Below are 12,582 nucleotides of genomic sequence, written 5' to 3'. Positions count from 1 at the left end.
TTGGAGAAATTATGGCAATCGCTAGTGCAAGGCATATCCTAGTCGATAGTGAAGCGCAATGTTTGGAGTTAAAAGAACGAATCGCCGCAGGGGAGGATTTTGCAGAAATCGCTAAACAGTACTCCAACTGCCCTTCAGGTCAAGATGGTGGTGCGTTGGGAGAGTTTGGCCCCGGCATGATGGTACCTGAGTTTGACAAGGTCGTTTTTTCAGCGCCAATTAACCAGGTACAAGGCCCTGTGCAAACCCAGTTTGGATATCACTTATTAGAAGTGACCAGTCGTAACGACTAATTCACTTGCGAAATCATATGAGTTTCGCCATTATTCCTCACACCGCTTGTTGCAATAGCAACAGAACGTCAGTTTAAGGAATAATGGCATGAAACTCATAGGCTCAAATACCAGCCCTTACGCCCGTCGGATCAGAATGTGGGCGGCGACTAAGCAAATAGAATTAAGCTATCATCATATAGATATTTTTTCGCCAGAAGGTCACAACGAGTTAGTACAATACAACCCAGCCAGAAAAATACCATTTCTACTAGACGATACACAACTTGTCTGCGACTCCAATCTTATCATCCGTTATCTACGTGAAAAGTACCAGCTTCCAGTGCCTAGCTGGGATCAAGAGAACTGGTTAATACTAATCAATGCGTGCAGTGACTCACTGATTGAACTGTTACTTAGCAAACGCTCCGGCTTCGATATTGAACAAGATAAACTCTTTTTTAATCTGCAACGTGAACGAATTGGTCACACACTTCACACATTAAACGAAGCATGTACAAGCGATACGTTTTTACACTGTGATTATCTGCAAATAAGTTTATACTGCCTACTTGACTGGGTTCTCTTTAGAGAGCTTATCGACCTGAGTGATTATGATAATCTAGTGGCTTTTCATGACCGCTTACAACATCAGCCTATTGCCCAGAAAACAGATCCACGAAATTGAGAACGACGATAATGAATGAAGAAGAAATTGGCTCAGAAGTCAATGATTTTATTGGACAAGTAAAAAATACTGAAAGTGTTTGGGCACTCAGCTCAAGCGATGGTGGCATGGTTGTAGTTGACTCTAACCAGTTCGACGAAACCGATGTATTGCTTTTGTGGGATAGTGAAGAAAAAGCGCAAGCACAGTGCCGTGATGAGTGGAGCGAATTTTCACCAATGAGCATAGATATTGAAAGTTTCCTAGACGAATGGGTGCTAGATTTAAAAGAAGATGATGCTTTGGTTGGCCTTAACTGGAATGATGACAATGTCTGTATTGAAATTGAACCAGTTGGTCTTGCACGCTTATTAGTTGATATTGAATAAAATAACGATTCACGCAGCTATAGCCATGGGCGCATTATACCAATTTGCTTAATTAAGTGGTCTATTTTGAGGCGAGAAAATCTTGTCGATAACCAGACAAAAATTTTGCTATTTAGTTGTTCTAAATAAGAAATTTTTAACGCTGTTAGCGTCAGGTTTACTCCTTCAAATTGAGTAAGTGTTAAGTCAAATTGGTATTAGTACTAGCTTGATATGCGCCTCGTCAATTTACACCACGCTTTTTATACCAATTCGCTTAATTTAGCTTGCTGTTTTGATTTGAGACGAGAACATCTAGTCGATAACAGCTGCTAGAGAACAAGTTACCATCTCTATCAGGTTATTATTTCTAAATAATAGATTGTTAACGCAGGTAAACTCAGATTTACTCCTTCAAATTGAGTCTGTATTAGAATTAATTAGTATTACTCATTGGTAGATATTTTTGATACCAGAGCGACCAGCGTCCCTTCTATTGCTCTAACATAAGCTTGTGTCACACTCCCTTTTTGGCTTGGAGCACTTAATGGCTCTGCACCAGCCTCCACAGCTTTGTCATAGCATTCAGGTACATTAACGCAGCTTAAGGTAATTTCAAAGCCCAGTGCGGGTTGCTTTGGGTGACAACGAATGTAGTCTTGTTTGAATTGAGATTGTGCTAAAGGGTGGCTTGCAAATGCTAATTTAACTTCACCTGTGTCTAATTCGCCGTAGTCGCCATCATCGGTCATGTCACAAGTGCTCAGACCAAACGCTTGATAGTAAAAGTCTAGCACTTCTTCAACGCTATCTACGTATATCACCGTTTTAACAAACACAGATTCCCCACTCCGCTATACACAAAATCGTAACCTTTTATAACTTAAGCACAAATATTGGGCAAGGTAAAATCAGTTTAATACCAATTATCTTAATTAAGTGGTCTATTTTGAGGTAAGAAAATTTTGTGCAAGATTTACATAATCGTATGCTATAAACAGGGCGACCTAAGCAAAAACAGATTGGATAAAAACTTTAACGCAGGAATCACCTAGTCGACCTGTTTAAAATAAGTATCAAAAAAGAGCAGGGATTATTATACTGGAACCACGCAATTTCGGCCTTCCGCTTTGGCTTGATACACGGCATGATCAGCTGCTTTCAGCGCATGGCTAAACGGTAAGCTGGTATTGACTTGTGCAACACCAAAACTTGAGGTAACGCTAATCTCTCCTGCTGGCGTCGCTATTCGGGCGTGCTCTATTTCATTTCTTAGGCGTTCAGCGATAATCATTGCTGAGTTTATCGATGTGTTTGGCAATAGTACCACAAACTCTTCACCGCCTAAGCGACACATACAATCTTCTAGTCTTAGCGTGTTAACACAAATTTCAGCAAAATGTTTTAATACTAAGTCCCCTGTTTCATGGCCATAGTTGTCATTTATCTTTTTAAAATGATCAATATCCAGCATCATCAGACTAAAAGGGTGCTCAAAGCGGGCGTGACGGCTCATTTCTCGCTTTGCACTATCCATCAAAAAGCGTCGATTGCTCAGCCCCGTGAGTGGGTCTTTAAATGCCAGCTCTGTTAGTTGTGATTGCAGTTGCCATAGCGCTTTAACTAGCAAGCGGCGGCTACAGCAATCTGCAATCATTTCTGCAAATGCAATTTCATCTTTGTGCCAGGTACGGATCTTATCCCCTTCACAACACACTACACCATGAGGTATTCCATTTTTAAAAATAACGGTATCCAACATCGTTTTTATGTTGTGAGGGACTAAATAAATATCGTGAAATTCGCAGGTTCTTGGATCTGTTGTTGCATCATTCGCATCAATAGAGCGACCACTGTTAATCGCTGTAAAATAAGCAGCAAAGTCTTCATATTGAAGTGTTGGAAGCTGTTCTGGAAGTGTTTTACCAGACCAATCAGTATTAGCAACATTGATTAACTCTGAAGGCTTATCAAGGTCATCAAACAACCATACTGACACACGAGCGACCTTCAAGGTCTGCTTACCTTCATCAAGTAAATCGAGCAGAAAGCTCTGAAAAGTGCCAGATACATCTAACTCCTGTGAGCTAAGTCGTCTGAGGCGTTGGGTTACATTGCTAAAGTTCTTCAACATAATACGAAGAGTAGACTCTTTTTAGTTAGATTAATACCAATCAAGTCAAATAGCCAATCAAATTGTAGTAACTTGGTGGTAATACAACCCAATCACCTTCAGTGTGCTCGGGTAAGCCATATTTTTTGGTCAGTCATAGAATTTAAGTTCAGACTATTCAACCTAAAACCCTGATAGTTATATCTTTTAAAAGAGATATTTAAGCGTAAACCGTGTTGAATTGACTCTGAATAACTGCCTGTATGTAAATTCACGTTGCCAACCGGGTATAGTTACTATGCTAATCACAGGACGCAAGCGCAATTCTGTCGCCGAAAGGTGTTGATTAGATAGGGAAGTAATTTAGCGTAACTTTAAAACAATTTGTTAGCCCATTCCCTATCCAAACCTCAAGTTAATTAATATATTTCGCGAGGTACTTTTTGAAAACCGGATCCGTTTTAGCTAATTGTCGCTGCTCTTCCATAATATCGGTCAACATGGCTTCAGAGGTTAGCGGGTTCGCTAATACCACCCTAAATACAACCGTAGGTTGACGCTCATATTGCTCTGGAGTCAAACGTGTCCGTGATACGAACGAGCGCCCGGCTTCACGTTGCCGCTTTTGCATACTTGCAGTGAATCTGTTTAAGGCTGCATAAATGTCTATCTTCTCTTGCTCATCCGCTTGCTCTATTGCCAATTTAATTGCTTCCGGAACATATCGGTAAGTAAGCAAGCAAAGCTCTGGTTCTGAGATGAGCTCAAAATCAGGTGTCTGTTTGATCAATTCAGCAAAATAGCGTGCTTTTTCAATGCCTTTGTCAATGAGCATTTCATAACCTTGACGGCCAATCACTCGTAAACATGCGTGCACAAGCATCGCCATACCGGGCCGGCTACCCTCTAACGTATGACTTCCTAAGTCTTTTGAGCCTTTTCGCAATATATATTCAGCATGATGTTCAATCGCATCAGATGCTGCGGGGTCTTTAAAAATCACCATCCCAGCCCCCATAGGCACGTACATCTGCTTATGCGCATCAATGGTGATCGAGTCAGCACGCTCTACCCCTTTGAGAAGGTGACGATAATTATTAGAAAGTAATGTTGCCCCTCCCCATGCGGCGTCCACATGAAAGTGGCAACCTAGCTCTTCAGCTAGATCAGCCATATCCTCTAGCGGGTCAATATTACCAGTTTCTGTTGTGCCAGCGACCCCTACAAGCGCTAATACTTTAATGCCTTGGGATTCCAATTCATGTGCTTTTTGTCGCATCGCACTGACATCAACTTTGTTATCAGCTGATGTTTTGATGGAAACGAAGTTATCGCGCCCAATACCTAGCACATCAGCCGCTTTCCCTAATGAATAATGACCACGCTCAGACACCAGTACGGCTAATCCTTTGTAGCCATAGTGCAGCATCGCGGCAACTATACCGGATGCGCCAATCCCCTTAAAATCACCGTCCGCTTTTAATAAGCGGTTGCGTGCAATCCAAAGCGCAGTGATATTTGCAATAGTGCCTCCTGAGCAAAAGGCACCTAAGGAGGTTTTGGCACTATGCATCCATTTATTGTAGAAAGTATCGTTATTGCCATAGACAAGATGGTGAACCATCCCAAGTACTTGGCGCTCAAGTGGCGTAAATGCTTTTGAGGTTTCTATTTTTACCAAGTTTTGATTCAGCCCTACCATTAACTTGGACAGTGGCAATACAAAGTGTGGTAACGCGGAGGTCATGTGCCCGATAAAACTAGGCGCTGCAGTATGCACAGAATGCGCAACTAGCTGCTCCATAATATCTTGAGCATAATCGGAGACAAACATTGGCACTTCAGGGATCTGTGCGGACTGAAAGTCTTTTTCAACTTCATGAAGTGGCTTCTCGATTGCAGCTATGTTTTCATTCAAAAAACCAGCCAAGTTACTCGAGATTTCTTGCTCGATTCTGCTCAAAGTTGAATCAGGTGCCTCAGGCACTGTAAATATACGCATTAAGCTTTCTTCAGAGGCAACGGCGCAACGCTTTGGACCCATCAATACTACCTAACATCAAAAGGTGTACTAACACTCTCCCATCAAAATAGACTAGAGCAATGCCAATAACACAAGAGATTGTGATCTATGAAATGGCTAACTTTACTGTAAAGAAAAGGAATTGTCTTCTATTGTCGCGCCAAAATTCATGAAACATTGACAATTTTATGAAAAACCAGCGAAAGTTCAATGAAGGCTAGAGCTCAAATTTGTCGTTTTTATTTTACTTTTCAGGTACAAATAAGGTATAAAATGTCATGCTCATTCAGCTTTTATGAGTAGACCAGCTCCTATTCGACAACAATACATTTTGCAGAATATCAATGCGGAACTTTTTTGCTCAATTTCTTTTCATGTGATTAACTTATGATGTATTGTTTATATTATGTAACAAGGCAACACCACCTGAATCCGAAACGGTATTTCGTCGTTTACACCAAGTGAATCGGTGGATAAAGGATTATCATGAATACTCGGAGTATCGCTCAGCCACTCAAAGCTAATAAAGTGCGAGAGTCGACCAAAATCTCGCAATTATTGGGACTGACCAGTTATACCCCAAGATTACCAGTTGCGTGGCTCGCTTTAGCATCGTTGATCTTCTTAGCTGCTTTATCCATTTACGTTGTTGCAAACTACTATGATACACGACGTGACATTATGGCTAGTATTGATGCGCAACTTATCAACGCAGCCACCAGCGCAAACGTGATGGTTGGCAAAGGTTATCACAGCTCTCTCGATAGTATTACAGCTGCTGAATTCAAACAAAAAAGCCATGCCCTGACTGAGCTTGCAAACGCATTGAACGTAGAATATGTTTACACTATGGTGCTAAAAGCGCCTAACGTCCATTTTACGGCATCAAGCTATACTCGCGAAGACCTCAAATTAAAACGCCTCACTCGTTATCAAGACATCTACTCTGAAGCTTCTGTAACGTTAAAAAGTGCCTTTCACTCAACGGAGCCGGTCTTTGAAGTAGCGAAAGATAAATGGGGTCATTTTAAAAGTGTATTCATTCCTTTTGTGCTTCCAGATGGTACAACTTATATTGCAGGCGCAGATATTACTATTCATGACCTTGAGAGTAGGCTCAATGAGAGTGTGATAGATGCAGCAGTTGATGCAAGCTTTTTCTTTATCATGTTTTTGGTTGTCGTCAGCCTATATTTTATGTACTACAAGAAAACTCTGACGAGTGACAACCGAACAGGGTTTGGCAATCGAATTGCCTTGGAGCAAGCACTCAAACATTCTAAATCTCAACATTTGTGCTTAAGTGTTGTCTGGGTCAAAGAGCTGGAGGATATCATAAGCTTTTATGGTACAGAGGTTGGTGATAATGTAATGGCTAAAGTAATGAGTTACTTCTCAGAGTTTACTCATCCATTTGAAGTGTATCGCCTAACAACATCTAAAATAGCCTTGGTGACGAGTATTGAGAATAGCGAGCATTACCTTGCCAATTTAACTGAGTCCTTTCCTTGCGCCAAACCTATCTATGATGCGCCGCATCTGTATGTAAATTTGTGCGCAGGCGTTGCCAAAGGCAACTGTGCCTTGTTGCTAGAGAATGCCTTTTTAGCGCTTAGACAAGCACAACAACAAAATATTCAGATTTGTTATTTTGACTCGCAGTTACAAATAAACCCACAGCAACAATCAAAGAACTTACACCTAACAAGATTATTGCAAAGCGCGTGTGAATCAGATCGGATCATACCCTTTTTTACTCCCAGAAAGGCCTGTCATGATCACAACAATATTCAATATCAGTGCAGCGCTCGTATTCTCAATGAGCGAGGTGCAATTATTGATGCAGAGCACTTTTATCCGGTAATGAAGCAACCCAAGTTACGCGCGCAAATTAGTATGAAATTACTTGAGCTATGTGTTACTCGATTTAGAAAATCAAACCATGCCTGGAGCATTCAACTCAGTCATGCAGAAATAGCTGATCCTGAATATTTTGAGTATATCAGTCAAATATTGCGACGATACCCGCAACCTCAACTTATCACGTTTGAGTTTGATGAGAGTGATGTACTAAAGAATTTTAGCGACATGAACTTAATGATGCAGTCCCTAAAAGCTAAAGGTGCCAATGTTGCTGTCAGCGGTGTGAATAGCGGCTTTCTTACAATAAACAGAATATTGAAATTACCACTCGACGCAATTTGCCTCGAGAAAAGTATTTGTGAACAGCTCAGTGATGACGAGATGCTAATGAGCTCCGTCGCCTACTTGGCTGACCACTGCAACACTCGTCGCATTGACCTGATTGTCCCATGTGTGACCACGAGTCGCCAGGCTAAACAACTAGAAGAAGCTGGAGTGGCGCGATTAGAGGGAAGCTGGGTAGGCAAGGCAAGTGGCCACCTTTGATATGAATACCAATTTAACTTAATACTTGCTCAATTTGACTGAGTAAGTCTTGACTATAACAGGACATGAAAGCGGCGTTATCGCCAAGATTTTCTTGCCTCACAAAGCAACCACCCCTAGGTTGAATTATGTTGATTTAATCGCATTGCTGAGCATTAAATCTGTGCCAACAAGCGCGTACTCGACTGCCCACTTGCCCAATACTTACGCTCAAAAGGCGTGATTGCTTGCTCGTTTTCGTAAGCTTCAACATGTGCAGTAACACCACTTAATTCAAGCGCTCTGGCGAACTCTTTAACATAGATATTCCAATTACTACGTAGCTCTAGCTGGCCACCTAATTTCACAATATAGGGAAATACTGCGCTGCCATGCCAACGCCTTTGAATATGCTTAGCCTTTGGCCAAGGATTTGGATAGAGCAAGTAATGGTGGCTAGGTTGCCATTTAGCTTGCAGCGCAAGTCGCCAAAAATCATTTAAGTCAGCTTGTACCAGAATATATTGTCCTTCGTCGGATTGTTTATATTCTACGTCATGCTTTTCAAGGCGATGGGAAGACTTATCAATTCCAATTATAAGCGCTTCAGGGTGGTGCTTAGCAAGGTTCGCGGTACTTTCCCCTACTCCACAGCACGAATCCAAAATAATGGGTCCATCAAATGCCTGAACTCGTTTATTTACCTCATCAAAAGCACGTTGAGTGTGCACTGCTATCGGCTTTTTGAATTCAGCTTTTAAATGTTTTGTGACGATTTCATCGAGCTTTTCATGCAGCCCTTGCTGATTAGTGGTAATACTACGAGAGTTTGCTTCTGTCATAACCTATCGATAATTTGGAAGAAATTGTGGTGATTTTACCTGAAATTAGTCAAGAGTGCTGCCACCATTTACAGCACTCCATTTAAGCGCAAGCGCACTTAGTGCCTGAGCCCAACACCACGTTTAATCAAATTAAGCGCTAATAGGAATAAACCACAGATAAAGATGCCAAGTACTGTAAAGGCCACCCCGATATTTACATCAGAGACTCCTAAAAAGCCAAAGCGAAATGCATTAACCATGTAGATTATTGGGTTTATCTGCGATACGCCTTGCCAAAACTCAGGTAGCAAGGTGATGGAGTAGAACACTCCTCCCAGATAGGTAAGTGGAGTAAGTACAAAAGTGGGAATTATACTGATGTCATCAAAGCTATTGGCGAATACCGCATTGATAAGCCCTCCCAAGGCAAACACCGCAGAGGTTAAGATTACTGTGATAATAATCACCGCAAGATTGTGGATCTGGATATCAACAAAAAATAAGCTCACAATGGTGACGATTAACCCGACCAGCATGCCTCTGGCCATTCCACCTCCCATGTAGCCGAGCACGATAATATAATTTGGTACTGGGGCAACCAATAATTCCTCTATACTTTTTTGAAACTTAGTAGAATAAAAACTAGAAGCTACGTTAGAGTAAGAGTTGGTAATAACCGACATCATAATAAGGCCAGGCACAATAAACTCCATGTAGCTAAAGCCGCCCATCTCACCGATTCTAGAACCTATCAAGCTACCAAAAATCACAAAATAAAGCGTCATTGTGATCGCAGGAGGTACTAAAGTTTGCACCCAAATTCGCAAAAAGCGAATACACTCTTTTATCCAGATACTTTTTAACGCGACGCCGTATTTCAGCACGATTATACCCCTCTGCCCTGCTCTAATAGACCCACAAACAACTCCTCTAATCGGTTAGCCTTGTTGCGCATACTCAATACTTGATTCCCCTGCTGCGTTAACTGTGAAAAGACCCCATTGAGCCCCTGTGACTTAGCAACTTCGACTTCAATCGTATGATCATCAACACGACTAAACTGATAACCATCTAACGTCACCGGCTTGATGGGAGACTTGAGGTCTAGTACAAAGGTTTCTTTATCTAACTTAGCAAGTAATGCCTTAATAGTTGTATGCTCTACTATGGTGCCTTTATCGATAATCGCAATATTGCGGCACAGTAACTCAGCTTCTTCTAAATAGTGGGTAGTTAAGATAATCGTCACCCCTTGTTGGTTTATTTCACGTAAGAAATCCCACATTGAGCGACGTAGTTCAATATCAACACCAGCTGTTGGTTCATCTAAAATAAGTAGCTTTGGTTCGTGCATCAACGCTCTGGCAATCATCAAGCGACGTTTCATGCCACCAGACAAGGTACGAGCTTGCTTATCTTTTTTGTCAAACAGTCCAAGCTGCTTGAGGTACTTTTCTGCTCGTTGATGTGCAACATCTCTTGGCACACCATAGTAGCCTGCTTGTGTCACTAAAATCTGATTTAGCGTCTCAAATTGACTGAAGTTAAACTCTTGCGGCACAAGCCCTAAGTTAGATTTTGCGTCTTCTAAATGGGTATCAATACTGTGGCCAAATACCTCAACACGGCCCTGGGTTTTATTTACCAGTGAAGCGATAACGCCAATTGTTGTTGATTTTCCGGCGCCATTAGGGCCAAGCAAAGCAAAAAAGTCACCCTCTTGTACTTGTAAGTCTATTCCTTTCACTGCTTCGACGCCGTTACTATAGACCTTTTTTAATCCTTCGATGTTCAGTGCTATTGTCATATTTTGTTATTCTCCATAACCCCAGCGTTTTGCTAAAGTATGTTCGATGTTCAGATGATCTAGAATTCGCGCCACCATAAAGTCGACTAAATCCTCAATACTTTGTGGCTGGTGATAGAACCCTGGCGCGGCAGGCATAATCGTCACGCCCAAACGGCTTAATTTAAGCATGTTTTCAAGATGGATTGGGCTAAAAGGCGTCTCACGAGGCACTAAAATCAACTCTCCTCGCTCTTTGATCACAACATCAGCGGCACGCTCCAATAAATTATCAGATGCTCCCAACGCAATGGCTGAAACACTTCCTGCACTACATGGGCATACCACCATTTGTTTTGGTGCCGCCGAGCCAGATGCCACAGGGCTAAACCAATTATCTTTGCCAAACACTTGTATTTGCTGTTGTTTGGCTGCGAATAGCGTTTGTAGCTGCTCGCTCGCTTTTTGCTCATTACCAGATAGCTTTACATTTGACTCGGTGTCCAAAACCACTCGAGCTGCGCTAGAGATTAACACATAAACTTGATAGTTTAACGACACTAATACTTCTAACAACCGCAGTCCGTAAGGTGCACCTGAGGCACCACTGAATGCCAATGTAATTGGCCCTTTAAATGTTTGTTCTGACATACAAATTACTTTTTTAATGCAGTTAATAATTTATCGTGAATACCACCAAAGCCGCCGTTGCTCATTACTAAAACATGTTGATTCGGCGCTTGATTTGCAACAACCTGTGTAACAATTTCATCGACACTAGCAAAGCACCGCCGTCCAGCACTTTCAGCCTGTGCTTTTAACGACCAAGACAAGCCTTCAGGCTCAAACAAATACACCTCATTTGCTACTGCTAATGACTGCATTAAAGTCTCTTGGTGCACCCCAAGCTTCATGGTGTTTGAGCGCGGCTCTAAAATCGCAATGATGGGTGCATCACCTACTTTTGCTCGAAGCCCTGCAAGTGTCGTTGCGATAGCAGTGGGGTGATGAGCAAAATCATCATAAACCGTCACTCCGTTGACTTCTCCTTTACACTCCATGCGTCGTTTAGGTGAGATAAACTGGCCTAGCGCTTCAATACTTACTTCTATTGGGATCCCAACATGTCTTGCGGCTGCAATCGTCATCATGGCATTTTTGACATTGTGTTCACCGATGGCCTGCCAGTTAACTACACCCTTTTCTTCTCCTTCAAACAGTACCGTAAAACTAGAGCCATCTGCTTTGATGAGGTTATACGACCATTCTTTGCCTAGGGATTCCTGCAAGCTCCAAAATCCTCTATTTATCACCTCTTGCAATGCCTTATCGTCGGCAGGATAGATGGCTTTACCTTGGCTCGGTAGCGTACGAATAAGATGATGGAATTGCGTCTGAATGGCGTTTAAATCGGGAAAAATATCCGCATGATCATATTCTAGATTATTCAAGATTAGTGTACGCGGTAAATAATGAACAAACTTGCTCCGCTTATCAAAAAATGCGGTGTCATATTCGTCTGCTTCGATGACAAAAAATGGTGTGTCCGAAGTACGCGCAGACACCCCAAAGTTTTGAACCACCCCGCCGATTAAAAACCCTGGACGTAACCCAGCATATTCGAGCACCCAAGCCAGCATACTTGCGGTAGTCGTTTTTCCGTGTGTACCAGCAACAGCGAGTACCCAAGATTCTCTTAGTACATTTTCTCGAAGCCATTCAGGGCCTGACGTATAATAAAGCCCTTTTTCCAGCACATATTCAACACAGGGGTTACCGCGACTCATGGCATTGCCGATGACCACCACATCAGGCTGAGCATCAACTAATTGCTGTGGGTCATAGCCTTGAGTAAGCTCAATGCCAAGTGCTTCGAGCTGGGTGCTCATTGGTGGATAAACGTTGAGATCTGAGCCAGTAACTTTGTGACCTAAAGACTTCGCTATAGCGGCAATACCACCCATAAAGGTGCCGCATATCCCTAAAATATGTACGTGCATAGCATTCGCATTCTTTATTTTTCATTTTTAGCTAGATTAACATACTCAGCTTATCGGTGGCTGACTTTATTGTTGAATCTATTGCACCAGTATTATTCTGGTCTTGCTGAGGGCTGCAAGATTGAGGTTATACAGAAAGGT

General features: G+C 42.1%; 12 protein-coding genes. 4 read left to right on the top strand and 8 right to left on the bottom strand.

All coding sequences use genetic code 11. The annotated features are described in order from the left end of the window. The first annotated feature begins 11 nt into the window (after window positions 1–11). The 3 genes from F9Y84_RS00320 (at window position 12) to F9Y84_RS00310 (ending at window position 1,328) form a co-directional block, all read left to right on the top strand. Window positions 12–293, top strand: coding sequence for a peptidylprolyl isomerase (locus tag F9Y84_RS00320; protein ID WP_125250599.1), 282 nt, complete (start codon window positions 12–14; stop codon window positions 291–293). A gap of 88 nt (window positions 294–381) precedes the next feature. Then, window positions 382–960 carry a glutathione S-transferase family protein gene (locus tag F9Y84_RS00315; RefSeq protein WP_125250600.1) on the top strand — a complete coding sequence of 193 codons (579 nt, stop codon included), beginning with the start codon at window positions 382–384 and terminating at the stop codon, window positions 958–960. 11 nt (window positions 961–971) lie between these two features. Beyond that, the gene (locus F9Y84_RS00310) at window positions 972–1,328 is read left to right on the top strand and encodes a DUF2750 domain-containing protein (protein ID WP_167508292.1); all 357 of its coding nucleotides are present in this window, start codon (window positions 972–974) and stop codon (window positions 1,326–1,328) included. Between the two features lie 425 nt (window positions 1,329–1,753). On the opposite strand, the gene F9Y84_RS00305 is transcribed toward F9Y84_RS00310, so the two are convergent. The 3 genes from F9Y84_RS00305 to panP form a co-directional block, all read right to left on the bottom strand. Next, window positions 1,754–2,146 (bottom strand): VOC family protein, encoded by a 393-nt coding sequence (locus F9Y84_RS00305; RefSeq protein ID WP_147390171.1) that lies wholly within the window; start codon window positions 2,144–2,146, stop codon window positions 1,754–1,756. 257 nt (window positions 2,147–2,403) lie between these two features. Beyond that, entirely contained in the window at window positions 2,404–3,441 is a 1,038-nt protein-coding gene (locus F9Y84_RS00300; protein ID WP_147390172.1) for a sensor domain-containing diguanylate cyclase, read from the bottom strand. 394 nt (window positions 3,442–3,835) lie between these two features. Beyond that, entirely contained in the window at window positions 3,836–5,464 is a 1,629-nt protein-coding gene (gene panP, locus F9Y84_RS00295) for a pyridoxal-dependent aspartate 1-decarboxylase PanP (protein ID WP_128730867.1), read from the bottom strand. A gap of 465 nt (window positions 5,465–5,929) precedes the next feature. Here panP and F9Y84_RS00290 point away from each other — a divergent pair, with 465 nt between their 5' ends. After that, window positions 5,930–7,852: an EAL domain-containing protein gene (locus tag F9Y84_RS00290; protein ID WP_128730866.1), complete on the top strand. Its 1,923-nt coding sequence runs from the start codon at window positions 5,930–5,932 to the stop codon at window positions 7,850–7,852. 155 nt (window positions 7,853–8,007) lie between these two features. Here the strand turns inward: F9Y84_RS00290 and trmB are convergent, their stop codons facing one another. From trmB to mpl, 5 genes are all read right to left on the bottom strand, one after another. Continuing rightward, on the bottom strand, window positions 8,008–8,673 hold the full coding sequence (gene trmB, locus F9Y84_RS00285; protein WP_147390173.1) for a tRNA (guanine(46)-N(7))-methyltransferase TrmB: 666 nt from the start codon (window positions 8,671–8,673) through the stop codon (window positions 8,008–8,010). A gap of 98 nt (window positions 8,674–8,771) precedes the next feature. Continuing rightward, on the bottom strand, window positions 8,772–9,539 hold the full coding sequence (locus F9Y84_RS00280) for an ABC transporter permease (RefSeq protein ID WP_125250607.1): 768 nt from the start codon (window positions 9,537–9,539) through the stop codon (window positions 8,772–8,774). A 2-nt stretch (window positions 9,540–9,541) separates the two neighbouring features. Next, a complete protein-coding gene (locus F9Y84_RS00275; protein ID WP_147390174.1) occupies window positions 9,542–10,462 on the bottom strand; it encodes an ABC transporter ATP-binding protein in 921 nt (306 codons plus the stop codon). A 6-nt stretch (window positions 10,463–10,468) separates the two neighbouring features. Next, the gene (locus F9Y84_RS00270) at window positions 10,469–11,092 is read right to left on the bottom strand and encodes a flavin prenyltransferase UbiX (protein ID WP_147390175.1); all 624 of its coding nucleotides are present in this window, start codon (window positions 11,090–11,092) and stop codon (window positions 10,469–10,471) included. Between the two features lie 5 nt (window positions 11,093–11,097). Then, on the bottom strand, window positions 11,098–12,441 hold the full coding sequence (gene mpl, locus F9Y84_RS00265) for a UDP-N-acetylmuramate:L-alanyl-gamma-D-glutamyl-meso-diaminopimelate ligase (RefSeq protein ID WP_147390176.1): 1,344 nt from the start codon (window positions 12,439–12,441) through the stop codon (window positions 11,098–11,100). Window positions 12,442–12,582: the final 141 nt, after the last annotated feature.

The sequence above is a fragment of the Pseudoalteromonas peptidolytica genome (assembly GCF_012641745.1).
GTDB lineage: Bacteria > Pseudomonadota > Gammaproteobacteria > Enterobacterales > Alteromonadaceae > Pseudoalteromonas > Pseudoalteromonas peptidolytica.
Note: the sequence above shows the minus strand (reverse complement) of the source record. Positions and strands in the feature narration are given on the sequence as shown.